Origin of the sequence: Bacillus sp. H1a, from assembly GCF_000633475.1 — a bacterium.
Lineage (GTDB): Bacteria > Bacillota > Bacilli > Bacillales > Bacillaceae_G > Bacillus_A > Bacillus_A paramycoides.
Map to the genome: position 1 here is coordinate 49,601 of NZ_AYMH01000022.1, position 25,486 is coordinate 75,086.

27 protein-coding genes, 2 pseudogenes and 1 riboswitch are annotated in these 25,486 nt (G+C 35.1%); of the genes and pseudogenes, 9 read left to right on the forward strand and 20 right to left on the reverse strand.

Translation table 11 applies throughout. The annotated features are described in order from the left end of the window. Window positions 1-61: 61 nt before the first annotated feature. The 6 genes and pseudogenes from U860_RS0111420 to U860_RS0111440 form a co-directional block, all read right to left on the reverse strand. Window positions 62-793: a M15 family metallopeptidase gene (locus tag U860_RS0111420; protein ID WP_025148637.1), complete on the reverse strand. Its 732-nt coding sequence runs from the start codon at window positions 791-793 to the stop codon at window positions 62-64. Between the two features lie 47 nt (window positions 794-840). Further along, the gene (locus U860_RS0111425; protein ID WP_025148638.1) at window positions 841-2,076 is read right to left on the reverse strand and encodes a CapA family protein; all 1,236 of its coding nucleotides are present in this window, start codon (window positions 2,074-2,076) and stop codon (window positions 841-843) included. A gap of 324 nt (window positions 2,077-2,400) precedes the next feature. Beyond that, window positions 2,401-2,608, reverse strand: a pseudogene (locus U860_RS36350) (hypothetical protein); the annotation flags it as partial. 189 nt (window positions 2,609-2,797) lie between these two features. Next, a complete protein-coding gene (locus tag U860_RS0111430) occupies window positions 2,798-2,998 on the reverse strand; it encodes an NETI motif-containing protein (RefSeq protein WP_000166302.1) in 201 nt (66 codons plus the stop codon). Then, the gene (locus tag U860_RS0111435) at window positions 2,982-4,178 is read right to left on the reverse strand and encodes an MFS transporter (protein ID WP_025148639.1); all 1,197 of its coding nucleotides are present in this window, start codon (window positions 4,176-4,178) and stop codon (window positions 2,982-2,984) included. Before U860_RS0111435 ends, U860_RS0111430 begins: the two co-directional genes overlap by 17 nt. Before the next feature lie 108 nt (window positions 4,179-4,286). Further along, complete coding sequence (locus tag U860_RS0111440) at window positions 4,287-5,186, reverse strand: alpha/beta hydrolase (protein WP_025148640.1); 900 nt, start codon at window positions 5,184-5,186, stop codon at window positions 4,287-4,289. 188 nt (window positions 5,187-5,374) lie between these two features. Between U860_RS0111440 and U860_RS0111445 the strand changes: the two genes are divergently transcribed. From U860_RS0111445 to U860_RS33135, 5 genes are all read left to right on the forward strand, one after another. Then, window positions 5,375-5,794 (forward strand): MarR family transcriptional regulator, encoded by a 420-nt coding sequence (locus U860_RS0111445; protein ID WP_002172648.1) that lies wholly within the window; start codon window positions 5,375-5,377, stop codon window positions 5,792-5,794. 15 nt (window positions 5,795-5,809) lie between these two features. Beyond that, entirely contained in the window at window positions 5,810-7,009 is a 1,200-nt protein-coding gene (locus tag U860_RS0111450; RefSeq protein ID WP_025148641.1) for an MFS transporter, read from the forward strand. Between the two features lie 99 nt (window positions 7,010-7,108). Next, entirely contained in the window at window positions 7,109-8,368 is a 1,260-nt protein-coding gene (locus U860_RS0111455) for a serine hydrolase (RefSeq protein WP_025148642.1), read from the forward strand. A gap of 173 nt (window positions 8,369-8,541) precedes the next feature. Then, complete coding sequence (locus U860_RS0111460) at window positions 8,542-8,913, forward strand: cupredoxin domain-containing protein (protein WP_025148643.1); 372 nt, start codon at window positions 8,542-8,544, stop codon at window positions 8,911-8,913. 311 nt (window positions 8,914-9,224) lie between these two features. Further along, window positions 9,225-9,329, forward strand: a complete 105-nt coding sequence (locus U860_RS33135) for a YjcZ family sporulation protein (RefSeq protein WP_081806688.1) — start codon at window positions 9,225-9,227, stop codon at window positions 9,327-9,329. Between the two features lie 289 nt (window positions 9,330-9,618). Here the strand turns inward: U860_RS33135 and U860_RS0111470 are convergent, their stop codons facing one another. Then, entirely contained in the window at window positions 9,619-10,047 is a 429-nt protein-coding gene (locus tag U860_RS0111470) for a helix-turn-helix transcriptional regulator (RefSeq protein ID WP_025148644.1), read from the reverse strand. Between the two features lie 382 nt (window positions 10,048-10,429). Between U860_RS0111470 and U860_RS0111475 the strand changes: the two genes are divergently transcribed. Next, window positions 10,430-11,776, forward strand: a complete 1,347-nt coding sequence (locus U860_RS0111475; protein ID WP_025148645.1) for a short-chain fatty acid transporter — start codon at window positions 10,430-10,432, stop codon at window positions 11,774-11,776. Between the two features lie 52 nt (window positions 11,777-11,828). Here the strand turns inward: U860_RS0111475 and U860_RS0111480 are convergent, their stop codons facing one another. The 4 genes from U860_RS0111480 to U860_RS0111495 form a co-directional block, all read right to left on the reverse strand. Further along, window positions 11,829-12,182, reverse strand: a complete 354-nt coding sequence (locus U860_RS0111480) for a hypothetical protein (protein WP_025148646.1) — start codon at window positions 12,180-12,182, stop codon at window positions 11,829-11,831. Then, window positions 12,179-12,754: an NAD(P)H-dependent oxidoreductase gene (locus tag U860_RS0111485; protein WP_025148647.1), complete on the reverse strand. Its 576-nt coding sequence runs from the start codon at window positions 12,752-12,754 to the stop codon at window positions 12,179-12,181. The genes U860_RS0111480 and U860_RS0111485 overlap by 4 nt, the downstream gene beginning before the upstream one ends. A gap of 28 nt (window positions 12,755-12,782) precedes the next feature. Continuing rightward, window positions 12,783-13,166 (reverse strand): SWIM zinc finger family protein, encoded by a 384-nt coding sequence (locus tag U860_RS0111490; protein WP_025148648.1) that lies wholly within the window; start codon window positions 13,164-13,166, stop codon window positions 12,783-12,785. Window positions 13,167-13,429: 263 nt separating this feature from the next. Continuing rightward, window positions 13,430-13,750, reverse strand: coding sequence for a hypothetical protein (locus tag U860_RS0111495; RefSeq protein WP_002172659.1), 321 nt, complete (start codon window positions 13,748-13,750; stop codon window positions 13,430-13,432). Window positions 13,751-13,790: 40 nt separating this feature from the next. After that, window positions 13,791-13,889: riboswitch (SAM riboswitch) on the reverse strand. Window positions 13,890-14,001: 112 nt separating this feature from the next. Here U860_RS0111495 and U860_RS0111500 point away from each other — a divergent pair. Beyond that, window positions 14,002-14,193 carry a hypothetical protein gene (locus tag U860_RS0111500; protein WP_002172660.1) on the forward strand — a complete coding sequence of 64 codons (192 nt, stop codon included), beginning with the start codon at window positions 14,002-14,004 and terminating at the stop codon, window positions 14,191-14,193. Window positions 14,194-14,224: 31 nt separating this feature from the next. On the opposite strand, the gene U860_RS0111505 is transcribed toward U860_RS0111500, so the two are convergent. The 7 genes from U860_RS0111505 to rraA form a co-directional block, all read right to left on the reverse strand. Further along, window positions 14,225-14,947, reverse strand: coding sequence for a YwiC-like family protein (locus U860_RS0111505; protein ID WP_002172661.1), 723 nt, complete (start codon window positions 14,945-14,947; stop codon window positions 14,225-14,227). 193 nt (window positions 14,948-15,140) lie between these two features. Beyond that, window positions 15,141-15,842 carry an ECF transporter S component gene (locus U860_RS0111510; RefSeq protein WP_025148650.1) on the reverse strand — a complete coding sequence of 234 codons (702 nt, stop codon included), beginning with the start codon at window positions 15,840-15,842 and terminating at the stop codon, window positions 15,141-15,143. Next, the gene (locus tag U860_RS0111515; protein WP_025148651.1) at window positions 15,815-17,476 is read right to left on the reverse strand and encodes an energy-coupling factor ABC transporter ATP-binding protein; all 1,662 of its coding nucleotides are present in this window, start codon (window positions 17,474-17,476) and stop codon (window positions 15,815-15,817) included. The genes U860_RS0111510 and U860_RS0111515 overlap by 28 nt, the downstream gene beginning before the upstream one ends. After that, entirely contained in the window at window positions 17,449-18,327 is an 879-nt protein-coding gene (locus tag U860_RS0111520) for an energy-coupling factor transporter transmembrane component T (RefSeq protein WP_025148652.1), read from the reverse strand. The genes U860_RS0111515 and U860_RS0111520 overlap by 28 nt, the downstream gene beginning before the upstream one ends. 23 nt (window positions 18,328-18,350) lie before the next feature. Then, entirely contained in the window at window positions 18,351-19,151 is an 801-nt protein-coding gene (locus U860_RS0111525; protein WP_025148653.1) for a DUF4430 domain-containing protein, read from the reverse strand. Between the two features lie 56 nt (window positions 19,152-19,207). Further along, entirely contained in the window at window positions 19,208-21,013 is a 1,806-nt protein-coding gene (locus tag U860_RS0111530) for a DUF4430 domain-containing protein (RefSeq protein ID WP_025148654.1), read from the reverse strand. Between the two features lie 360 nt (window positions 21,014-21,373). Next, a complete protein-coding gene (gene rraA, locus U860_RS0111535) occupies window positions 21,374-21,856 on the reverse strand; it encodes a ribonuclease E activity regulator RraA (protein WP_025148655.1) in 483 nt (160 codons plus the stop codon). Window positions 21,857-22,076: 220 nt separating this feature from the next. Here rraA and U860_RS0111540 point away from each other — a divergent pair, with 220 nt between their 5' ends. Both U860_RS0111540 and U860_RS0111545 read left to right on the forward strand, forming a co-directional pair. Beyond that, on the forward strand, window positions 22,077-23,510 hold the full coding sequence (locus U860_RS0111540; protein ID WP_025148656.1) for an SLC13 family permease: 1,434 nt from the start codon (window positions 22,077-22,079) through the stop codon (window positions 23,508-23,510). Window positions 23,511-23,766: 256 nt separating this feature from the next. Then, window positions 23,767-24,213: a PH domain-containing protein gene (locus U860_RS0111545; protein WP_025148657.1), complete on the forward strand. Its 447-nt coding sequence runs from the start codon at window positions 23,767-23,769 to the stop codon at window positions 24,211-24,213. Window positions 24,214-24,339: 126 nt separating this feature from the next. On the opposite strand, the pseudogene U860_RS33140 reads toward U860_RS0111545, so the two are convergent. After that, window positions 24,340-24,507 (reverse strand): annotated as a pseudogene (locus U860_RS33140) (alpha/beta hydrolase); the annotation flags it as partial. Between the two features lie 416 nt (window positions 24,508-24,923). Continuing rightward, window positions 24,924-25,400, reverse strand: coding sequence for a Cys-tRNA(Pro) deacylase (gene ybaK / locus U860_RS0111555; protein ID WP_025148658.1), 477 nt, complete (start codon window positions 25,398-25,400; stop codon window positions 24,924-24,926). Window positions 25,401-25,486 lie beyond the last annotated feature (86 nt).

The window sequence follows — 25,486 nt, forward strand, 5'->3', positions numbered from 1 at the left end:
TTATTTCCTTTGAGGAAGGGAATAATGTCCACTGGCTTTTTAATAAAATCAAATTGTATTTTTACTTGCCAGACTTAATTTTTTGGCAATACTCTTCTAAAGTTAACCCATTTTCTTTTAGATAAATAGCAACTTCTTTTCCTACATAACGATAGTGCCATGGCTCATACTTAATGCCAGTAATATTCTCTTTATCTTTTGGATAGCGGAGAGTAAACCCATACTCTGCAGCATGCTTATCTAACCATTTGAATGCATCGGTAGTTTCAAATTTTGCATTTAAGTCTTCTACAGTATTCTGCCATTCAACTGAAATAATGTCTAACGCTAATCCAGTATGATGTTCACTTGCGCCAGGATACTGAAGATATTCCAATGCCTTAGCACTAGCCTCTGTATCCGACAAACCTTGAGATTTATAACTTTTAACTGAAGCATCATAATAAGTTTGTTGTAATTTTATAGCTCGATAACCTGACCTTAAATAAAGGTTAATGCCCTCTTTTTTTGCAGCTGTTACCATATCCTGATAGCTAGTTGCAATTCTGCTATCTATTTTCATATTTGGCTTAGCATTTTGGGTGATACTTGTTAATTCAATCCCTAGTTCCTTTGATAACATATGTTCTCTATTTACAAGAATAATTCTCCAATCATTAAGATCAGAAATAGGTAAAACATCTTTTTTATTCGCATTTATCTCAACTTTATTTTTATCGTTATGATTAGTAGTTTCCTGAGATGTTTGTTTTCCACTACAAGCAGCAAGGCTCCATCCCAATGCCAATACCAATGCTAAAATTATAAATTTTTTAATTGTATCTCATTCCTTTTTGTTTATTAGTCTTTATACCAATTTCCCAACACTTCTCTAGGAATATCCTTGAAATCCTTCAAAGAAACGGGGCCGACAAATTCTTTAATCCCATGATTTTTAGAATTTTCATCCGAATAATCTTTTAAAAATTGAATTTTAAAATGTTTCTTACCATCAGCATAGTCGGTTACTGTCGGTACGACTGCCGCTTGTCGTATACCAAAAGTTTTATCTTCATACTTGACGAATTGTATATAAGATAGTCCTCCAACCAATGTTTCTAATTTTTCTTGAGCAGAAATAAGATTTCCAAGAGAATAATAGATTAGCGTTTGATGTCCATCTTTATTTTGTTTCCACTCAATTGGTTGAATTACATGTGGATGATTTCCAATTACTACATCTACACCTAAATCTGTTAAATATTGAGCAACTTCTTTTTGTTGCTTTGAAGGTGTAGAGGTATATTCAACTCCCCAATGCACCATAACAATCACCATATCAGAGCTATTCTTTGCCTTTTCCACATCATTTTGTATCGCTTTTTTATCAATTAAATTTAATGCCCAAGACTTATCAACTGGAATTTTAATTCCATTCGTACCATATGTATAATTAAGTAGCGCAAAACGAATACCATTTTTTGTAATCGTTTTTATTTCATTACGTTCGTTTTGACTCTCATTAATGCCTACCGGGATAACATCCGGATATTTCTTCCAGTATTCTCTTGTATTCATAACACCTTTGATACCCATATCCATAGCATGATTTGTCGCTTGAGTCACTATATTGAATCCAGTATCCACTAAAGATTGACCTACTTCTTCAGGTGTATTGAAAGTAGGATATCCCTGTACTTTTAGATTATTTCCTGCAATTGGAGTCTCCTGGTTCACTATAGCAAGATCACTTGATTGAACAGCTTTTTTGATATTTTCATAAATATAGTGATAATCATATGAACCGTCTTTTTGTTTGCCATCTTTAATTACTGCGTCATGATATAAATTATCACCCGTTGCTATTAAATTCACAACCGATTTTACTTTTTTATCTTCCGTAAAATTAGGAGACTGTTGGATAGGACTTTTATCTACCCAATTTGGTGCTTTTAATGATTTATCTATATTGGATTGAGCCGGTGGTAATGAAGCTTTAGATGTCTTAACATCTGTATTACCGCAAGCGGTTAAAAGCACTAAAAAAATAAGACATAATAAAAAAATTTTTTCACTTCTCTGTAAATTATCTAACATGTGATCCTCTTTTCTGTTTTATTACTTATAACCAGTTCTAACAAATAACTTTTTAAAACAGCGTATTTTGGTTTTACACTTAATTATGGAAGGACAATCTGTTACATCTGCTTCGGAATATGCGGATAATCGTTTTCCACTTTCTAACAATCTATCGATTCCATCAGAATTGATAGATTGCTAGAAAAACATTATCCACCAGGATGTCGACTAGATTCTAATCAGCATCCTCCAGATATTGAATTTGATATACCTGTTCCAATTGTAGTAGCTGGTTAATCTAAACAAGAGAGGAGAATAGTTCATATAGCCTCCTCTCTTGCTTTACGTTTGTGAGTGGCTCCAAAAAGAGGGAATCGTTGCTGTACCCCCTTTAGATATTGCGAAATCTTTGTAACTAATTTCTTTAAGTTGAGCGACAATCATTATACTGATAACAACAAGTAAGACCCAAGAACTAATTTTACCAATATCCGAAAAAAGTAGCAATATTTTCTGCGATTCATATAAAGAAGCCAATTAGGAGAAATGAAAAAGGAAGTGACGTTATCTCTATCGTACAATTGATAAAGATGTTAACGAGGCTAGAACAACCAATGTCTTTTCGTTCTTCCTAGAAAATATCTTTTCCTTCAGTGATCAATTGTAAAAAATAAGCCATCCAACTCACAAAGAATTGGATGGCTTATTCAATACCAAAACAGAAAATCTGTAATTCGTATTACTTCAATTTCCCCTCAAAAACAATTTTTCTACCGCACGGTTCAACTTCTGTTTTCCCGTCTTTCTTCACTTCATGAAAGATTGGCTCTTCCATACGACGAGAAGGTGCATATCCTTCTTGTTCCATACGTGCTAAGCAATCTGTAATTGTTTCGTTTTCTAGTACTTCAAATTTTTTCTTATTAGGTTGTTTTGTCATGCCCTAACCTACTTTCTATTTTTCTTGATGCGAATTGATTTTTCATGTGAATAATATATAACAGTGCGAGAATTCCCATTATAATCATAACCGCAATAAAAAAGCTTGTATACTGTATTTTTTCTATAAATACGCCTCCTAATACAGGCCCCATAATACTTCCTATACTAAAGGCGATTCCGCATAATATATTACCTGCTGGTAGTAAGTGTCTCGGTAATAAATCTGTCATAAATCCAAGACCTAATGAGAAACATGATCCAATGACCATACCTGCTATAAGCATACATGCAAAGACAATCCAATAATATTGATCAAATACTGCTGCGAGTAAGAAAATGCCGGTGCTTATGCTAAATGTCCACGTTAAAATACGGTCTCTTCCGTATTTATCACTTAACATGCCGAGCGGAATTTGTGTAATAATGCCCCCAACTGCGAATGCTGGTAATAAGAAGGAAACATCTGATACAGACCACCCTTTACGAAGTGCGTATACTGGTAAGTTACTATTTAGCATCGCTTCAAGCACACCGTATGCGAGCGGACCGATTAATGCAATCCAAGCTAATCCAACGACTTGTTTATAACGAGAAAATGATGATTCACTTTCAGCTTTCGTTTCATCTTGTGCTGGAAATGCATTTTTCGTTGGTAGTAGTAAAAGCCATCCTATTAAGCAAAGTATAGTAGATACAATAAATGGTGTTGCTAGACCGTACTGAACAGTGCTTGCTAAATACGGGCCAACTGCAAAACCAATTCCGAAAAATACACCGTATATCGATACTTGCCTACCTATTTTACTCGGATCTGACGTTGTCGTAATCCAAGTTTGTGTTCCGACATGAAGCATATGATCTCCAACGCCAACTAGGAATCTAAGAATAAACCATACCCAAAATGAAAATGTTTGTGTAAAAAAGAATAATGAAATAATAACGAGAAAACCACCAATTACAATAATTGGTTTCATTCCAAACCTTTGCATCGGTTTTTCAAGAAACGGTGAAATAAATAATATCCCAATGTATAATGCCGTCGCATGAATACCATTAACGCTCGATCCGACTCCTTCTTGTTCGAATATCATGGCAATCGCAGGTAGTAACATTCCTTGTGATAAACCGGAAATTGCTACAATCCCAACCATAATCCAAAATGTAAATCGTATTGACATCCCTAACCTCTCCCTTTTCCAATTCACCATACTCATTATAAACGTTTTATTATATAATAAGAAAGAAGTTAGATATGTTTTATCTAACTTCTTTGCCATACCTATTTTTTAATTTTCCAACCAATTCTCCACATGTTGTATAAATACATCTAAACAATCAATAAACGGTGAATGTCCGCAATCTTCTAATATCGTCAATTTCGCGTTTGGCAAATGTTTTGCCAAGTCCTCGCCAACTACTTGCGGGACAACATAATCGCGGTCACCTTGTATAACGAGTGTTGGAGCTTGAATACGATGAATATGCCCATTTCCTTGGACAACACCATTATGTTCATCTGAAATATTAAATGTAACTAACGAATAATTTACATCAACGAAATTGCGCTGCGTTAACATGTCATCTAAATACTTTTCATAACGCTCTGATTCAGGTTGATTATGTGTATATATTAATAGATTCCATACTGTACGGTAATATACTTTATTCATATTTTTTATCGCATCTACAACTGGTATGATTTGCACTGGATCTTGCGCGATTTCTTCTTTCGTTTTTAATAAACTCGATACAATTGGTTGCCCATTAATATCTTTTTTAAAGATTGGATATCCTTTCATTCCTACCGATTCTACTAAAATTAGTTTCTCTACAAAAGTTGGGTGACTCGCTGTAAACTCCATCGCAACACCGCCGCCCATTGACCATCCCATTAATGAAAATTTCTCTAGCTTTAATTGATCTATAAATAGTTTTACATCTTCTGCAAAGTCTTGTAATGAATCTATCGACTTATTATACGTTGATTGTCCAAATCCTCTTAAATCAATTGCGTAAATATGATATTGATCTTGCAGTTGCTCAATAACTAAATCCCAATGTTGTGACGATGTCATATTCCCGTGAATGAGTACAAGTATTTCTTTATTTTGCCTTCCAACCTCTTGATATGCAATCGTTTCTCCATTCGATAATGAAACAAACTCCATCGTTGCAGGCTTAATCATCACAAGTCCCCCCATTCTTTTAATAGAAAGAAAACTATTTACTTATTTCAAGGATACCATGTAGAATGTATGTTCTCAATATAAAATCTATACGAAATTTTTACATAAAACAACATGTCTATTACTAGACAATTATTATAAAAAAGTATATAGTTAGCTAGGTAACTAATTTGAAAGGATCAAACTACATGGACGAAAAACAACATTTTTTTCACATCGTCAGTCAAACTTCTCGTAAGTTTACGAAGAAATTTAATGAACGTGTATCTCCAACTGGATTATTTAGTGCACAATGGGCTGTTATTTTCCGCATTAATCAAACTGGATCTTGTACCCAAACAGAATTATGCCAGTATTTAAATGTTGAATCACCAACGATGACTCGCACGTTAACACGTATGGAAACGATGGGCTGGATTATTCGTACAGAAGGAAAAGATCGCCGTGAGAAGCTCATTTCCTTATCGGAAACGGCAATAGAAATGATTCCAGTATGGCAAGAAGAAGTGGATGCCTTTGAAGAAAAAACACTAGAAGGTATTAAAGAAGAAGACTTACATCAAGCATTTCAATTGTTACAACAAATCATCAAAAATTTAGATCATTAATATGGAGGGATGACGATGCAAAGTGAGAGACTTTGGACGAAGGATTTCCTCGGAACTTGTTTTAGTAGTCTGTTTCTCTTTTTAACGTTTTACATGCTTATGACTACTCTGCCTGTCTATGTTATAGACGGCCTAAAAGGAAAACCTGAGGAAATTGGCTTAGTCGCAACTGTTTTCCTTATTTCATCTGTTTTATGCAGACCATTCACAGGAAAATGGCTTGATGATTTAGGACGAAAGAAAATACTATTTATTTCTCTTTCATTATTTTTAGCCGCTACTGTTATGTATTTCGGAGCGCAAAGTTTATTTTTATTACTTGCCCTTCGCTTCTTACATGGTATTGGCTTCGGAATGGCAACGACAGCAACTGGAACCATTGTAACTGATGTTGCACCAGCTCATAGACGCGGTGAAGCACTTGCTTATTACGGCGTATTCATGAGTCTGCCAATGGTAATTGGTCCTTTTTTAGGTTTAACAATTATTTCTCATTTTTCATTTACTGCACTATTTATCGTTTGTTCGATATTTTCATTACTCGCATTTTTATTAGGATTAGTAGTAAATATTCCACATGAAAAACCAGTAAGTAAACACAAACGCGAAAAAATGAAATGGAAAGACTTAATTGAACCATCCTCTATTCCGATTGCTCTGACAGGATTTGTTTTAGCCTTTTCTTATAGTGGTATTTTATCCTTTATTCCTATTTATGCGAAAGAGCTCGGTTTAGGAGAAGTTGCTAGTTACTTCTTTATTTTATACGCACTTGTTGTTGTAATTTCTCGTCCATTCACAGGAAAAATCTTTGATCGTTTCGGTGAAAATGTACTTATTTATCCAGCTATTATTATTTTCACAATTGGAATGTTCATTTTAAGCCAAGCGCAAACTTCATTTTGGTTCCTTGGCGCAGGTATGTTAATCGGTTTAGGTTACGGAACATTAATTCCAAGTTTCCAAACGATTGCAATTTCTGCCGCTCCAAACCATCGACGTGGTTCTGCGACAGCTACTTACTTCTCGTTCTTTGATAGTGGTATCGGCTTTGGTTCTTTCATTTTAGGTATAGTCGCTGCCAAATCAAGTTATCATAATATGTATTTTATCGCAGCTATTATCGTTGCGTTCACTTTACTTCTTTATTATGGATTACACGGACGAAAACAAAAATTCAAAAAGCAACGTACAGACGGAAAAATATCCGCATAACGTTAATAAGGAAAGTAAACTTCCCCGTTTACTTTCCTTATTTTGTATTTCTTTCAAGACGAGCGTATACTTATAATAGAAACAAAAGGAGGTACATACATGAATATAAAGAAATCTCCCTTGCTATTATTGCTATTAGTATTACTATTCGTAGTTACAGGGCTTGGGTTTACTTTCTTCAAACATAATAAAACGACTCCAACTAAAGATAATGTCACGAAAGAAAACTGGTTAAATGACCCTTACTTACGTTGGTCGTATACACATATGAAAGAATTCACTTTAATTAATGAAGTAAAAAACAATCCTGACCAAATTGCTCACTTCCCTTCTGCGTTACAAAACTTAGACAATTTTGCAGTTAAACGTGAATTTGGAAATACGATCCCTCTAAAGAAGCTTTTAGACGAAAACAAAACAGATGCTTTTGTCATTGTACATAATGGACAACTTGTTTATGAACGATATTTCAATGGATATAACGAGAGCGAGCCTCATGGTATGGCATCGTTAGCAAAGATGTTTACTGGTGCAATCATACAATCTCTCGCTGAAGAAAATCGTATTGATATAGAGAAAACAGCTGATACTTACATAAAAGAATTAAAAAATACACCGTTCGGCAAAGCAACGCTTCAGCAATTAATGGATATGCAAGTTTCTGTAGAATACCCTACGCACGGATATGTACAGCCTGGACTAGAAAATCAAGATGCACAACTATATTTAGCTAGTAATATTTTACCCCGAGGTAAAAACTACAGCGGTCCTATGAAAATTTATGATATGTTACTAGAAGCAGAAGAAACTGCACCGCCTGGTTCAGCTTTTTCTTACAATAACGGATCAACAGAAACACTCGCTTGGATTATTCGAACAATCACTGGTAAATCGTTAGCTGAAAATGTAAGCGAACGAATTTGGTCTCAAATAGGTATGGAAGAAAACGCTTATTACGTTACAGATGAAACAAAAGTAGAACAAGCAAGCGCTGGTTTAAATGCAACTGCTAGAGATATGGCCAAGTTCGGTCAACTACTATTAAATAACGGTCAATATAACGGCAAACAAATCATCCCTTCTTCTATAACAGAAAGTTTGAAAAATGTACAAGAAGGTGAACTCGCAATTGACCGTGGTGCTTCTATTTCTTATCATAATCAGTGGTGGATTCCCCACAATGAACAAGGTGCTTTCGAAGTGTTAGGCAGTTACGGACAAACACTTTACATCGATCCGAAAGCAAATATGGTGATCGTCCACTTCTCTTCTAATGCTACGCCGAGTAATGAAATACATTCGATTTATTCAAATATGTATGTTGATATCGCAAATCATTTAGAGAAGCTTTCACAATAGTGGAAGCTTTTTTCTTATTTGAGCGTTTTATTTACATCAATCCTATTCCAGTTATCATTTCGTTATTAGGAGATGCTGAAAGAATTACTATTCGAAACACGCCACCCCCCATTAATATTGATAATATTTTATAAATTTGAAAACACTAGTACTTAGGAAAGGAGGGATTGCGAATGTCTGTGAAAAAGAAATTAACTGTATTGATCATTTCACTTGCGATGATTGTAGTTATGACTACTTTAGGATCACTCCGTTTATTTGCCGAATCCGACGTTGTAACACAGCCTATTGAGGTCGAATTGAATGATGATTACTTTAATCCGAATGTCATCACTGTTCCGGTTGGAAAGACGACAACTTTACTATTGAAAAACAAAGGAAATAGAGATCACACCTTTACGGTGAAAAAGCTCGGAATCGACGCCGAAGTCCCGTCAGGGAAAGAAAAAACCATTACCATAAAACCTGAAAATCCCGGTACATATGAACTAATCTGTCGGTTCCACTACCTGAAAGGAATGGATGGAAAAGTAATAGTCAAATAACAAGCAGTACCAATTGATCCTCTCTTTTTAATAAGGTGAAACTTAGATTAGCGGAAAAAGTCAAAGAAAAGTAATAAATAATTCATCGTCCATACTTATAAAACCCACAACTGATACAAAAGAAATTCAACAGGATCAAAAGAAAAATGTTTAATTAAAAAAGTCAGGGAAAGACACTCATATACGAGTGTCTTTTCTTTATTTTCAAAAGGACCTGCTCAATTAACGCGTAAAAACATAAAGTAAAGTGAATCCATTAAAAAACATGAGTGAACCCTAGTTTTCCCCTCTTATCTAAAGGAGGAACTATTATGGGCTTTGGTGGTAGTTGTGGCTGCGGCTTTGCTGGAGGATTTGCTTTATTAGTTGTATTATTTATTTTATTAATCATAGTTGGAGCTGCTTGCTTCTGCTAAAAAAACTATCGGAAAAGACACCCATATAAGGGTGTCTTTTCTTCATGGGGTGCTGACGCATCGCCATCAAGCTAAAAGAACGAGTTATCCCCAAACAATAAATACGAGTAAAATGCACAAACTTTTCGTTCTCTGGGTGATATGAGATTTTAACTTGATGGGCATGGGGTACAGCCGTCATTTCAAAGGTTTGCGTATCCAAAATTGTGATTAAGTATGAATTTACTAAAGCCGACAGCAATCAGATAATATTCATCTCCCCGATTGCTGTCGGCTTTAATTTTAAAGTTTAATTAAAAAATTTTTTCTTGTTATTTTTGATGTAGTTAACGACAATTACAAAATAAATAACAGCTATGAGACTAATTATGCTTAATGTTAGACCTGATGGATTGGACCAAGGAAGTACAAAAAGCCAAAATACTACTAAAATTGAACTCAATACATATAACCATTTGAATTGATCTGTCATTTTTAATTCCCCCATTTTTCCTTCTTTGATGATTTTATCTTTCAAGAAGTCATCTCCTTTAATTAATTCATCAATGCTAATATTGAATAAATCACTTAATGTAATAAGTGTTTCAATATTTGGATAGCCTTTTTCAAGCTCCCATTTAGAAACTGATTGTCTGCTTATGTTTAACTTAAGAGCTAATTCTTCTTGTGATAAGTTATGCTTTAAGCGTTCTTCTTTTAGCTTTTTATAGAATTCCATGATTTCAACTCCTCTAATTTTATTTTTACTATAGATTATAAAAGTTCGTAAGAATCGAAAAGTAGAATGATGTAACCTAAGAGTAGCAAACGTTTGAAACAGCTGGTTGCATTATGTTAAAGATGTTTATTATCTTCCGCAATCGAGCTGGCGGAACAACAAATTTTGAGGTTCTTACAAAATTCTTTATTTGATGGGCATGTGGCTTTACCCTCCTTTGAAATACTTCAACGCAAAATGAAATAACGTTTCTACATAGAATATTGATCTATCAATAAATTACGACAATCGCCTAATGATTCTGAATTTTCTATATATTAAAGGTTATTACTCAAACAACCTCGAATATTGTAATAAATATACATAAGGAGGTTGATTTATTTTGTTTCGTTCCTTTACAAATGGTTGCGTCGCCTTAGTGCAACGCTTCTTACCAGAACCGTTTATTTTATCCTGTTTATTGACGGTTTTCGTTATCTTCTTCGGCATGTTTGCAACACATCAAACACCAGTTGAAATGATTACTCACTGGGGTAATGGTATTTGGGGCTTACTTGCCTTTTCTATGCAAATGGCTCTTGTACTCGTGACTGGATCTGCTTTAGCAAACGCTCCTCTTATTAAAAAAGGATTAACGAAAGCGGCGAAACTACCGAAAACAAATGGTCAAGGTATTATTGCCATTTCTATTATTAGTTTACTAGGAGCATATATAAACTGGGGATTTGGCATTGTTGTATCTGTTTTATATGCAAAGGAAGTCGCAAGGCAGTTAGACGGACTTGATTATAGACTAGCAATCGCTTCTTCTTACTCCGGATTTCTCATTTGGCATGCAGGTCTTTCTGCTTCTATCCCTCTTACGTTAGCTACAGGCGGCGAAACGTTAATCAAAACGACAGCTGGGAGTATTAAAGAAGCGATTCCAATAACAGAAACGTTATTCTCACCATACGCTCTCGTTCCAGTTATTATCTTTTTAATCACAATGCCTCTCATTAATAAAGCAATGCATCCAGATGAAAAACATACGATTACAGTAGATCCTAGTGTATTTCATGAAGAAGCTGCCGCTCAAGAAGTTGAGCAAAAAACATTCGCTGAAAAAATGGAGAATAGTATTATTATTACACTTTGCATCGGGTTATTAGGTCTTATTTATATTTTTAACTATTTTAGTACGAAAGGCTTTAACCTTACGCTTGATATCGTCATTTTTATGTTATTAATTGCGGGACTTATTTTCCACCGTACTCCGATTCAATATATTCGTGCTTTTTCTGACTCAACAAAAAGCGCTTCTGGTATTTTACTTCAATTTCCGTTCTACGCAGGAATTATGGGGATGATGATTGGAGTGAATAGTGAAGGTCTTTCACTTGGAGGAGCTATATCTACTTTCTTTATTAGCATTTCAAATGAAAACACATTCCCGCTCTTTACATTTTTAAGCGCTGGAATTGTTAATATTTTCGTTCCATCTGGAGGCGGTCAATGGGCAGTGCAAGCACCAATCATGATTCCAGCTGGCGCTGAGCTTGGTGTACCCGCTGCAAAAACAGCGATGGCAATCGCATGGGGCGATGCTTGGACGAATTTAATTCAACCTTTCTGGGCGTTACCAGCATTAGCGATAGCTGGTTTAGGAGCTCGTGATATTATGGGATTTTGTGTTGTCAATTTACTTTATGCCGGCGTAATCATAAGCCTATGTTTCCTTTTCATTTAAATAATTAATTACTCGAAAAGCTAGTTTTATACTAGCTTTTTTATATGATAAATTATTCGCTTTCTATACAATTTATTATCTTTCTCCACACTATCTCTGTATGATTTAACACTTCATATGCAAACAAATCTTCGCACACTTTTTCAATCATATGAGGATTGTTCTTCAAGAAATTCCACCGTAGCACTTTAGGAAGAAAATGTTTTTCATATTCTTTACTTCCCCTTATCACCTCATCAACTTCTCTTTCACAAATTCCTCTTATTAGATAATCATTTCTTAATTGTATCTGAATTTGTTTAAACGTTTCGCTGCATTTCTTCAATTGGACTAAACACTTTATATACGTACGAAAAAGTTCGTCCTCATAATTACAACACTTTATAATACGATCGATTTCATTCATAATTTACGAGCCTCTCCTTCTATTTGTAACAGCCATTTTTCACGCTGCGTTACTTTACTCGTTTTCACAGATTGAAAAACAGAACGCTTTATATTACGAATGCCACAAAAGCGTAAAACTCCTCTTTTCATCATAATCCAATCCGCTGATCGATATAATAGTGCCACGTACCATAACGGTGAGTCTAACGTATTAATAACCCACGCCTTCTTTCCTTTAAATAAGCCTTTCGGTAATGCACCTTTATACTTATAAGCAAATCCAGCTACAAAAATACGATCGATAAATCCTTTTAAAATGGCAGGCATGCCCCACCACCATATCGGATATATGAATAGAAGAGCATCGGCCTTCTGCACTAATTCCCTATATCGCTTCGTCTCTTCTTCATGTAGTAAATCACGTCTTTTCTTCTCCTCATTAAATACAAGTACTGGATCGAATTGTTCCTTATATAAATCGAGTAGTGTAACAGAATGATTTGTTCCTTGTAGTCCTTTTTGAACATGCTCCAAAATCGATGCATTAAAACTTGAAGGATTAGGATGAGCGTATATAATTAATATATTCACTACAAAGCACCCCCTTCTACAGTTAAATTTACCCTTTCTTTAACATCTTCTCTACAATTTGCACATTTTTAGAACTTTGTAATAAACGATTTAACACTGTTAGTAACTCTTCTTTTTCTAAACCTTTCAGTTGCTCTTTAACTGTACTCTCACCAGCACCTTGAATATCATAAACGACCGCTGCCATATGTTTACAATAGTTCTCATAAGGACACTCGCAGCTACTTTCTGTAAAATCTTCAAGATCAATAATCACTTCATAATTCCCTGCATTTCCAGTAACGAAAGCAAATACTTTCTTGTCGTGTATTTCAACATCTTCTACATGTCCTTCTTCATAATATTCATACCCTCTATCTATAATGTACTTTGGAATCCATTTCGTTATATCTTTTAATAAATAAGCATACATAACAACACCTCTTCCTTTAATTCCCTTTTGACTTCCAAAACCCTGCGTGTTATTCTAATTACTGTCAAGTAGCGAGTCTACGTGACAAAACAACTGACACCTATTCGGCGAAGGTGTCTATTTTTATTTGTAGCCGATATGAAGTGCCTCTTTCAGGCACATTCAATTTTTGACACTACACACTCAACACCATTCCCTTGTATCAGGCTGCTTTAGCAGTCTTTTACTCTACATACTTCGTTATTCCAAGAAAAAAAGAGAGCTTAGCTCCCTTTTCTCGCTTTATAAAATACCCCTTTTTCAGCATAGAGATATTCATCAGAAGCTAAAGTAATTTTCCCATCCAGTTTCAGTTCATCTAATAGTCTTGATAAATAAAATTGATGTAACATTTTTTTCGTGAATTTTCCTTCATGATGCGAAACGATATGTTCTTGAATATCTAACAATGATATTGGCTTATCTTGCTCTATCATATATTCATAAACTGCATTACGCAGTTTTACGTATTTTTCGAGTGTCACAGTACTTCGCAACCCCTTTCTTCTTATTATGTATTTTCGTAATCGGTTTTTTTGCAACAAAAAAACCTCTCCGATAAGAAGAAGTTACGTATATATCTTCGTCTTATCTCCCAGAACAAATATGTTCTGCTGGAATTAGCACCTGCATCGCGGTTGCTGGGTTTCATCGGGCCAGTCCCTCCACCTCTCTGGATAAGAAAATATTCACTTTGAATTTAACTATACGTATCTTTATTGTAATTGTCAAATAAATTATATTTTCTTCTTTATTGTTCATACTACAAACAGATATACAAAAGGAGGTTACTACGTTGCAAAAGAACGCCCGTGGATACGTACAAGATTCATTTCATTCGTTACAAGAAGCGAAGCATTGTTTAGAAGATGCATTACAAACTGTTGAAAAAGAAAGCAATCGCGCACGTATTGAACAATCCCTTTATGCTGTAGAAGAAGCATTACAAAGATGTGATTATACCGTTCATATTTTAGAACAAGAATGAAAACTTCCCATCAAAAGATGGGAAGTTTTTTTCAAATGGCATACTTCATCATTATTGCCGTTATTATTAAAAAATATACAGAATTAACAATTTCCAAAATCCCTACTTTTAATATAGAAATCTTTTTACCATACAACATAATTGCTCGAATGACACTTGGTACGAATATGAGAGAACACCATGGATTTATAGCAAATACGATTACCGTTAATACAATATGATATCCCCAAGATATATAACGATACTTCGGATTATTTTTTTCACGAATCATTGTTTTCACGTAAAACGTGCTTCCTAAAAAATATAAGAATGAAATAAGCGCAATGAATACTGCTGTTCTATCAATAAATTTCATTGAGAAATAATAACTGATTAAGCCGCCTATACAAAACACAACAATCGCGCAAATGTCATTTAGTAATGCTCTTTCATTTTTTTGACGAGCGTAATACATGTTTACAATAAACAAAGGAATCAGTAACACTACGAATAAAAGAATTCGCCATTCATATAATAAAGAAATCATCCCAAATACGAATGCGCAAATAAAATATACAATTGCAGCGTGCAGAAACTCTTTTTTTCTTCTTTGCTTTATGTACATGAGAAATGGATACGTAGCTAAATAGATAAAAAACCAAGCTAAGAACAATGGAATATGATAAAAAGTAGGTTTGCCAAGTAATACACTTAATAGAAATGGAATGACAAGCATCGCCCATGCTCCATGCTGTTTCGGAATAACTAACTTCATTAACTATACACCTCCCTTTTGAAAATAATTCTCACCTATTATTATACAAATAACTTCATATAAAAACGAAGATATATTAAATCTATTCTTTGACACTTTTACAATAAAAAAATGCTTCTTACAATATGTAAGAAGCATGAAAGAGGCAAACGAATATGTAAGTCGCGACCCTACCTTATATGAGTATGCTGTTCTACGTCACCTTATGCTCATCTAATATACCATACTTTTTTTTAAATCTTGTGAGGATCGTAATCCATGAAGTACTGAATAACAGTAGGAAAATAACATTCGATATCGCATGACTAAGATCGAAAGAAAAACTTGCGACATAGTAGGCAATAACTGTTTCCCACGTTGCTTCTCGTATAAAACCAAGAAGCCCCCAGAAATTCATAATCCATCCAAAAACGAATCCAACGACAAAGCCATATATGAGTCTTCCCCAAAGCTTTTTCATTAAAAATGTGTTGCGCAATAGTCCAGCTATAAATCCAATCATGCCCCACGAAAACATTTGCCACGGCGTCCACGGACCTTGTCCTAAAAAAATATTAGATACAATGGCCGCTGTTGCACCAATCATAAAGCCAGTTTCACTCCCAAAAACAATTGCAGAAACGATAATGACAAAGGAAGTCGTTTGTACACTCGGTAAAATCGAAAATGGCACTCGACTAACCGCTGCGATTGCTGCTAACACGGCAACGATAACAATTTCACGTGAAACAAACGCTTTCCTTTCAAAGCGGACATAGAAAGGTAACATAATGATAGCTAATAAAAACAAACTACTTACCATGTAATAACCATCCATAATAAGAGTCGTAAAGAGTAGTGTACATATTACAATAGCAAAAATAAATATTATGAATGCAACATATCGTTTGGACACGCTTCGTACACATCCTCCCACGTTAATGCAAATGGCAACTCTTTTCGGATGAATCGATTAATAGATGTTGTATAAAAGAAATTGCCACTAAAGAACTCTTTCGGTGTATCATTCATAATGACTTTCCCATCAAATAACATCATGCATTGATCTACATATTTTGCTGCAAACTCAATATCATGCGTTGCCATCACAATCGTTGTACCTTCTTTTTGCAACTGCTTAAATAGCTCTCCTACTCTTTCTTTCTTCCATGGATCCAGGCCTTTCGTTGGCTCATCAAGTAATAATAAAGTTGGCTTTGATAATAACGTTGTACATAATGCGAGTAGTTGTTGCTCTCCCCCGCTACAATCATGCGGATGCCGATCGATAAGCGAATCTAGCCAAAATCTCTTTAACATTTCTTCTGCTATTACTTTTCCCTCTTCGCCATATAATTCACGAGCACGCTCATAAACCTCTTCCCACACTGTATCAAATGTGAAATGATAGTACGGATGTTGTGATACGTATCCTATACTTTTAAATCGTTCTTTCGAATCGATTTTATGTATCACTTTTCCACTCCACTTTACTTTCCCTCTTCTAGCCTTTTGTAATCCTGCTAAAATCGTTAACAGTGTAGACTTCCCTGTACCATTTTTTCCGACGAGAGCTGTCCATTTTCCTTTTTCGATATTCACTGTCAAATCTCGCAAAATGATTGGACTATTTTTTTCATATTGAAAAGATATATGTTCTGCACTTAAAATTACTTCTTGCTTCTCACGTTGTTCCACTTGCTGATTCATATATTGTATCGCCTTAAAATCATTCATTTTCATTTGTGCTTCTCGCACTGTAAACGGAATATCTTTCACATTCCACTCTAAAAACAATCTTGGAATTTGCGGAATGAATGGACGGAATTTTTCTACTTCCCACATTTTCGCTATCACACTTTTAGGCGTACCATCATAAATGATTCTTCCGTTATCCATACAAACGACACGAGTTGCTAGCGGCATCACTTCATCTAAACGATGTTCACTTAAAATAATCGTAATTCCGAGTTCTTCATTAATACGCTTTAACAATCCTAAAAACTCTTTCGCAGCAATCGGGTCTAACTGCGCTGTTGGTTCATCCAGTAATAATAGCTTCGGCTGCATGACTAATACCGCAGCCAAATTTACTAGTTGTTTTTGTCCACCAGATAAAGTATGAACAGATTGGTGTAACAAATCTTGAAACCCTAAAAAACTAATGAGCTCCGCTATTCTTTTTTGAATAATATGTGATGGTAATCCGATATTTTCTAAAGAAAATGCTAGCTCTTGAATCACTGTATCCATTACGAGCTGATTTTCTGGATTTTGAAATACCATACCAATTTCTTGTGCAGATAATAAATCTGGTACATTTTCTAATAAAGCACCATCATAATATGTATGTCCAGAACGCGTGCCAATTGGAAGTAACTCCTTTTTGAAATGTTTTAATAAAGTTGTCTTCCCAGAACCTGAACCGCCAGCAAGTACGATAAATTCTCCTTTTTGAACAGAAAGATAAATATGCTGTAACGCTTCTTCATTTTCATCAGCATATACAAATGATAAATTCTTTATTTCTGCATGCGCCACCATATCCATTCCCTTCCTTCCATTACAAGCGGTAAGCTAATAAACATCATAAATAACAAAAACATAATTCCATCGTATTGCTGGAATAGTATTGATTCCACTTTCGGATAAATGATCAATTTGCCTCCGCCGTAATAACTACATATGAATGAAGTTATTAATAGAAAAACTAAATAACTCAACGTAGACCAGTCACGTCTTTCCATTCTATATCGAATATACGTCGTACGCTTCGTTACACCAAATCCGCGAGCTTGCATAGAATCAGCCGTTTGTAGTGCGTCTTCTAACGAACAAACTAACAATACTTGCAGTAATTGCATTCCATTTTTTATACGCTCAATGAGTGAACCTGAATCTAATTGTACACCTTTCGTTTTTTGGACGAGTGTAATTTTCTTTAATCGTCGTATAAATAAAGGAACAAATCGCACTGTAATCATCGTTAATAGTGCAACTTTCGGTGAAATTCTTGAAAACAAATATAAAAATTTATGACTTGAAATAATATCGTTATAAGATGCAAAAGTAAACATTACCGCAACTAATAATAATCCCATAACAAGTCCATACATACAGGCCTCAAGCTTAATCCGGCTATCTCCTAAATGAAATAACGTAGTCGCTCCTCTATGTGTTAATAAAGAATTAAACAAAATTACCATTAAAAAGAATACAATAGTACTCGGCAGCATCTTTCTTATTTTCTCGCCATTCCCTTGTACTATATTTATGGTTACTATTAGTACAATCGCTCCAATTAAAAAAAGAGGATGAAGACACATCATACATAGTATCATCACCCCAATATAATAGAAAAAATTCACAAAAGGATGTAAAGAAGAAAAGCTTATTTTCATAGTCCTTTACCGAAGATCCTTTCCTATTTTAATACAAACACCCACTCAATTGTATCTCCTGGTTTTACTTTAACTACACCAGCACTATAATTTGGAAAAGCACCGTTCACACGATATTTCCACCCACTAGTAGCAGTAATATCTTTTTCGTACAAGTCATTAATACCTTTTACATATATACCATCTTTAGAGCCCATTGCATCAACCTCTAGTCCTGTACTCTGTAGCACACTGTAAACTGTATCACCTTCTTGTACATCAACCTTTTTCGCACCTAATAAGTATCCTTCATGACCTTTTACGGAGATAGTAACTTGTTTCGCTTGCGGTTTCGGTGGTTCTGGCGGATTAGGTGGCACTGGTTTCGGTAGTTCTGGAACAGTTACGTCTTTTCCACCTTTATTCGGATCAACTTTTTGCTCCTGCTTTGGTGTTTCTTTCGGCTGATTAACAACCTTTGCTTCTTCTTTTACTTCTGGTGCTTTCGGTTGCTGCTTCTCTTCTTGTACTTTTTGTTGTTCCGGTTGTTTATTTGCAGCAGGTTGTTCTTTCGGTTTCTCTTCTTTCTTTACTTCAGGCTGTTCCTGCGCTTTTTCTTCTTTTTGTTCTTGCTTATCTTTCTGCTCTTCTTGTTGTTTCTGTTCCGGCTCAGTTTGTTTCTCTTCCGGTTTCGTTTCATCTTTTTGTTCTTCTTGTTTCGCTACTTCTTTTTGTTCTTCTTGCTTTGGTTCTGCCTTCTTCTCAGGCTTTACAGCCGTTTCTTCACATCCGGCTAATAATCCCAAAGAAAGAAATAACGAAATGAACCATTTCATCTTACTCATGCTGCCCCTCACCTTTCATAATAAAATTAGGAGCAAATAATTGCTCCTAATTTTTGTTAAGCTGCTTTACGTCTCCATAATACATATGCAGAAGCAATACATAATACACCCATACCTACTTCTGTAGCTGCACTATGAGAAGATGCTCCTGTTTTTGGTAATTGATTCTTATTGTTGTTTGGTTCTTTATTAACTCGTTCGTTATCTACAACAACTTTCAAATTTTCATCTTTTGGTTGTTTTTGTAACTCTTCTTGTTGTTTCGGCTGTTCTACAACTTCTTTTTCTTCTACAGTTGTTTCTGGTTCTACAATTGGTTTCGTATCGATTTCATTACCTGATACATTTGACAAATCATAAATCGATTTCCCAAGATCTTTAAACTGAAGTAAAGCTAAAAATGCTTGCTCTGTAGCCATTCCGCTACCTTTTTGATCTTTTGGTAACCATTTGAACTCACCATTTGGAAGCTGGTATGACATTAAATTTTGTACTGCTTTATTAAGACGAGTGTGATCTACATCTTTAACTAGCGATAGTCCAATAATTGCTTGTGCAGTACTATTAGAATTCTCTTGTCCATCAGCAGCAAAGCCACCATTGTCTAACTGCTGCTTGTATAAGTAATCAACAGCTTTTTGAATAACTGGCTTAACATCTTGTTGTTCTTGGTAAGGAGCTAATGCTGATAAAACCATACCTGTTACATCAATGTTACTAGCACTTTCTTTTTTACTTGAACTATCATACGTCCAGCCGCCATCTGTATGTTGCGCCTGTAAAAGTGCTTGTACTAATGCAACTCGATTCCATTTCGCTTCAACTGGAACCTCATATTTCTTTGTATCAAATGCAAGTAAAGCAAATGCGTATCCTGTTACAGAATCCACTTTATCTGATTCAAACAAATTTTGTACTAAGTTTTGTCCCTCTATCTTTGTAGGATCTACATTCATTGCATTCATCATGATAATCGTTCTAGCTAAATCTGTTGCTGAAAAACGATTTAAACGCTTCTTAACCTTTTCGGCTACTGGCTTAACATAGTTTACTTTCGTTTCAACCGGAATGTTTACACCTGAACGAGCAAGCCCAATCGCTACCCAATCACTACCAATTCCATCTTGTAACATCTTTTCTGACGTTTTAGAAATTGCTTCGTTTAATTGTGCCGCTGGAATTTGAATATTCTCTTGCTTTGGTTGTTCTGTTGGTTTATCATTTGTTTGCGTTCCATCTGTCGGTTTACCATTTTCGCCTTCTGGTTTTGTTTCGCCTGTTGGTTTACCATTTTCGCCTTCTGGCTTTGTTTCGCCTGTCGGTTTACCATTTTCACCTTCTGGTTTTGTTTCGCCTGTCAGTTTACCATTTTCGCCTTCTGGTTTTGTTTCGCCATTAGGTTCTTCCGTTTTACAAGTTCCGAACTTATCTAACGTTTCTTTCAATGTTTCTTGACTCATATTGCTCCAGTCTGAAACGTAACGAAATGCAACAACATCCCCAGATTCTAATTTATAACTATCCGCACCAACTTCTGCGGATTTATCATTTACATCATACATCCAGCCGCTCGTTGCTCCAGCCATTAATCCATCAATGCCCTTTACATACGTTCCAAATGACATACTTTCAGATGTAACTTTGTCCCCCATTACTTTTTGGAGCAAACTAAGAGCTGTTTCTCCATCTTCAATGGAAACTTCTTTCGGACATAACATAATTCCTTTTTGTGATTCACCAACAATTACAAGTTTCGCTGTTTTTCCTTCAGCAAACGCAATATGTACGGAATTCGTAAAAGAAACAAATACAAGTGCGACTGCCATTAATGATGTAAGCAGCCATTTCTTTAACATTGCCATCCTCAATTATTCCTCCCTTTACTAACATTCACACAAAAAAAGGCCCTTCAAGGGCGTGCGATTGACACTCTTTTTTTGTAAGTGTCGAACAAAAAGCGCACAACACCTCCTATCCGCATGATTCGCGGCTATATTTGTATAGGAAAAATAATTTCGTTTATGAACGCACCATTGTGATAACATTCACTTTTCTAGGCAAAATTTACTTCCATTTCAAGTTATCGTAAAACGATAAACCTATACATTCTGTAAATTATAAATTTCTGTATTATTTTACTATTGACAAAGGATTTTGTCCATGTTTTATTAGATTTATTTCCCTATAAAACTATCTTATTAGGCTTTAATTAATAGAACTCACTACTTACTATGTAAGCTCTTTTCACTAACAATAATTCCATCTTCATCCACATAAACATATTCATTCGGTTTCCATTCAACTTTTCCAAATTGCAATGGAATATTTTTTTCTCCTTTTCCTTCTTTTATACTTCTATTTGGCATCGTCCCTAATGCTAAAATACCGATATTAATATTTTTCAGCTCTCTAGAATCACGAACATAACCATTCACAATAATTCCTGCTAAATTTCTTTCTTCCGCAATAGCCGCTAAATTATCACCGAGTAGCGCGCAATTTGTAGAGCCCTCACCATCAACAACTAATACTGTTCCTTCTGGTAGTGTTTGTAATCCTTCTTTTACTAGTACATTATCATCCTTCACTTTTACTGTTGCGATTTTTCCATAGAATTGCTCTTTCTTCCCATAAGACTGAAAAGACTGGCGACATATTTGTAATTCATTTTCAAATTCATCACATAGATCAGTAGTTTTCCACATCTCTTTCCCTCTTTTCCTATTTCTTTTTATATTACATATTCTTGGATTTTTTTCGTTTCCCTGTCTAATGTTGTAATAATTTGCATATGAAGTAAAAGCCAAATAAGAAAAAAGTAGTTTTAAAAACTATTGCTTTAAGGAGAAAGCTTTATTATAATCTATCACACGTAAGTAAATTCAGAATATTAAAACTTAACCATGTGAAAGAAGGAGGGATTTCATGCAACTACAGACTGAGACAAAAAAACAGCCTAGTCAATCAAAATTTAAAATGCCTGATGCATATGTTCTATTATTTTTTATCGCTTTACTTTGTGCAATTGCAACTTATTTTGTTCCTGCTGGAGAATTCAAAAGAGTTACAAAAGGCGCCATTACCACAACGATACCAGGAAGCTATCATTCTGTTCCGCAATCTCCTGTAGGGTTTGTTTCCTTTTTTACTGCCATTGAAAAAGGAATGACACTTGCTGCCCCAATTATCTTTTTAATTTTATTCACCGGTGGCGCAATTGCTATTCTCGAAAAAACAGGTGCTCTTGATGGCTTAATCTATCATGTTATTAACAAATTTCGTAATCAGCAACTACTTTTCATTTGTATTGTCGCAGCACTCTTTTCCATTCTTGGCACAACTGGCATTATCGTTAACTCAGTTATCGGTTTCATCCCCATCGGGATCATCGTTGCACGCACGTTAAAATGGGACGCTATCGTCGGTGTAGCAATCATCTATTTAGGCACTTATGCTGGTTTTAATGCTACTTTATTATCTCCCTCACCTTTAGGCATTTCACAAAAAATCGCAGAACTTCCGATGTTTTCTGGAATTGGTTTGCGTGTCGCAATCTATATATCTTTTTTAATTGCTACGATTTTGTATATACATTTTTATGTCAAACGTTTGAAGAAACCGAATAAAGGCAGTATCCTCGGAAACGACTGGTTTCCAAGCAACGCACTTTCAAATAATAATGAAGAAACAAATAAAACAGATGTCTCTTGGACAATTCGCCATAAATTAATATTACTAGTTACGTCATTATCTTTAATTGCATTTTTAATAGGGGCTTTTCGTCTACATTGGTCGGATTCACAAATGACTGCCACATTTATTTTTATAGCAATTGCAGCTGGGCTCATTGGTGGTATGAAAGCAAATGATATCGCCTCTACGTTTCTAGCAGGATGTCAAAAACTCATATATGGTGCTTTGATCGTCGGAATGGCTCGTTGTATTTCAGTCATTTTAGAACAAGGAAAACTACTTGATACAATCGTTAACCAACTCGCACATTTTCTTGAAGGACAAAGTCCTATATTCGGCGTTATGGGAATGTATATCGGAAGCGCCGCACTACACTTCCTTATTTCATCAGGAACAGGAGAATCTGTTATTTTCATTCCTATTTTAGCGCCTCTAGCAGACTTAATGCATATTACACGCCAAGTAACTGTAGAAGCGGTTATGCTTGGAGAAGGCGTAGTAAACTGCCTAAATCCAACATCTGGCGTGTTAATGGGCGTACTCGCAGCAAGTGGTATTTCTTACGGGAAATGGATTCGTTTTATGGCCCCCCTTGCACTCATTTGGTTTATAATTGGACTTATTTTTCTTATTGTTGGAGTGAATATAGAGTGGGGACCTTATTAAATAATAAAACAAATAAAGCTATCACGATTCAAAAGTGATAGCTTCATTTGTTTCTATAACTGCTCGGCTTTAAAACATTACACCATTATTTATAGGCTGTTATTGTAAATTTTCTTACCTTTTTAGAAAAGATCAATTCGATAAATTGTAATTTTATGTAAGGTAAATTACAATTTAAGTAGAATAATTGATTTAAGAATACATTCTTAATAATAATTAATTGTATACATATTATAAGAAAGGATGTGATTAACTAATGACTTTCAGCTCAAAAGTGGACATCTTTTTTATAACTTTTATATTTTTAACCGTTTTTCTAATGAGTTCACTACCACTGCTTCCCCTATTCATTTATGGAGGAACGTCACTATCTATTATAATTATTTTAACTGCTATCCTTGTTATTTCAGTAGGTCTAATATTCTGGTACGCAACTTCTATTAAATATGTTTTCTATGAAGATTATTTATTAATTAAAGGTGGACCATTCAAAAGTAAAATTCCGTATCAAAACATAATAGAGGTGTCTCCAACGAATGAGAGATTCACTGGTTATCGAATTTCATCTTCTGATAAAGGATTTGAAATATTACTCACATCAGCCCCCCTTGGAAATGTAAAGGTTTTACCAAAGGATAAAATAAAGTTCATCACCGAATTAAGAAAACGATGTCCTAATGCACTAATTCAAGAACTCAAATAAATGGTAATAAACATTTTAAAATGTCCTTTACACAGTGTACAGATTATTATGATTTACGAATAAGGCGAAACTTAATCAGTGGGGATGCCCATCCCCACTGATTATTAGGCCACATCAATTGGTTATTTACAGGCAGTTACTCTCCCTTCCAGCTTCCTCACATTCGCTGGATTTTGATGTAGGAACCTTACTGCCCGCATATAGCGAGATAAAATGCGTATCCATCCAATTCACAATTATTTCTTCCAGGTTCGGATGAAGTGGCTTAGCTGCTCCTTCCGCATAAATCTTTTTAACGAATTTACCGAAAGAATTCTCCTTCCTCAAGCGTGTGAAGAGCGATAAGTGGGAGATGAATTTCGGTTTGGCATAGCCAAAAACTTTTGATAAACTAGCTATATGAAGTTCTTTGATAACTTGATATATAAGGTTGCAGGAAGAAAATAGAATGCGAAAACCAAGCCATTCGGTTCCTGCGTAAAATATCAACCGTATAAAGAGAGCATCCAAGCGTTGGACATCTAGGGGTGGAACGCCCCGAAGTAACGCTCAGGGAGACGAAAGGTTACTTTCGTCGTGGAACTGAGAAGCTCCCACTTCAAGCTTTGCTAAGTGGTGAGTAGTTCACTTAACAAAATCAACTATTAGGAAACATCCTCATAAAATAAAAAGAAGCTCCAGTAAACTAGAACTTCTTTTTCTATGTATAATTATTTCGTTACTTCACCAAATTTCGCTTTCGTCACTTTCGCCAAATCTTCAACTTTGAGCTCAATTTGCACACCAATTTTCCCGCCACTAACGATCATCGTTTCAAGTGATTGGGCGCTCTCATCAATGCATGTAGCAAATAACTTCTTCATTCCTACTGGTGAACAACCACCGCGAATATATCCTGAAACTTTCGTAATATCTTTTACAGGAATCATTTCTATCTTTTTTTCACCGACTGCTTTTGCGGCTGCTTTTAAATTCAGTTCCTCATCTACCGGGATTATAAAAACATGATATTCTTTACTATTCCCTTGAGCGACAAGTGTTTTATATACTTCTCTCACGTCCCTACCAATTTTCCCCGCAACTGAAACACCATCAATTTTCCCATCGTCCGGATCATATGACATCATCGAATATTCAATTTTTTCTTTATCTAATATTCGCATCGCATTTGTTTTATCTTTTTTCATGAGTTTCTCCTTAAAAAATTATTTCATATTATTAAGATTTCTTTTATTATACACCTTTTTTAAATTACCCTGCATAACTTCACTCA

Bases quoted from the DNA above. Each gene is read 5' to 3' on its own strand.
- U860_RS0111445 (WP_002172648.1), top strand. From the start codon at position 5,375: ATGGACGAAAAACAACATTTTTTTCACATCGTCAGTCAAACTTCTCGT.
- U860_RS0111435 (WP_025148639.1), bottom strand. From the start codon at position 4,178: ATGTCAATACGATTTACATTTTGGATTATGGTTGGGATTGTAGCAATT.
- U860_RS0111480 (WP_025148646.1), bottom strand. From the start codon at position 12,182: ATGAATGAAATCGATCGTATTATAAAGTGTTGTAATTATGAGGACGAA.
- U860_RS33135 (WP_081806688.1), top strand. From the start codon at position 9,225: ATGGGCTTTGGTGGTAGTTGTGGCTGCGGCTTTGCTGGAGGATTTGCT.
- U860_RS0111530 (WP_025148654.1), bottom strand. From the start codon at position 21,013: ATGGCAATGTTAAAGAAATGGCTGCTTACATCATTAATGGCAGTCGCA.
- U860_RS0111425 (WP_025148638.1), bottom strand. From the start codon at position 2,076: ATGTTAGATAATTTACAGAGAAGTGAAAAAATTTTTTTATTATGTCTT.
- U860_RS0111460 (WP_025148643.1), top strand. From the start codon at position 8,542: ATGTCTGTGAAAAAGAAATTAACTGTATTGATCATTTCACTTGCGATG.
- U860_RS0111430 (WP_000166302.1), bottom strand. From the start codon at position 2,998: ATGACAAAACAACCTAATAAGAAAAAATTTGAAGTACTAGAAAACGAA.
- U860_RS0111490 (WP_025148648.1), bottom strand. From the start codon at position 13,166: ATGTATGCTTATTTATTAAAAGATATAACGAAATGGATTCCAAAGTAC.
- U860_RS0111540 (WP_025148656.1), top strand. From the start codon at position 22,077: ATGCAACTACAGACTGAGACAAAAAAACAGCCTAGTCAATCAAAATTT.
- U860_RS0111525 (WP_025148653.1), bottom strand. From the start codon at position 19,151: ATGAGTAAGATGAAATGGTTCATTTCGTTATTTCTTTCTTTGGGATTA.
- U860_RS0111515 (WP_025148651.1), bottom strand. From the start codon at position 17,476: ATGGATATGGTGGCGCATGCAGAAATAAAGAATTTATCATTTGTATAT.
- U860_RS0111470 (WP_025148644.1), bottom strand. From the start codon at position 10,047: ATGGAATTCTATAAAAAGCTAAAAGAAGAACGCTTAAAGCATAACTTA.
- ybaK (WP_025148658.1), bottom strand. From the start codon at position 25,400: ATGAAAAAAGATAAAACAAATGCGATGCGAATATTAGATAAAGAAAAA.
- U860_RS0111455 (WP_025148642.1), top strand. From the start codon at position 7,109: ATGAATATAAAGAAATCTCCCTTGCTATTATTGCTATTAGTATTACTA.
- U860_RS0111450 (WP_025148641.1), top strand. From the start codon at position 5,810: ATGCAAAGTGAGAGACTTTGGACGAAGGATTTCCTCGGAACTTGTTTT.
- U860_RS0111505 (WP_002172661.1), bottom strand. From the start codon at position 14,947: ATGAAGTTAGTTATTCCGAAACAGCATGGAGCATGGGCGATGCTTGTC.
- U860_RS0111545 (WP_025148657.1), top strand. From the start codon at position 23,767: ATGACTTTCAGCTCAAAAGTGGACATCTTTTTTATAACTTTTATATTT.
- rraA (WP_025148655.1), bottom strand. From the start codon at position 21,856: ATGTGGAAAACTACTGATCTATGTGATGAATTTGAAAATGAATTACAA.
- U860_RS0111520 (WP_025148652.1), bottom strand. From the start codon at position 18,327: ATGAAAATAAGCTTTTCTTCTTTACATCCTTTTGTGAATTTTTTCTAT.
- U860_RS0111440 (WP_025148640.1), bottom strand. From the start codon at position 5,186: ATGATTAAGCCTGCAACGATGGAGTTTGTTTCATTATCGAATGGAGAA.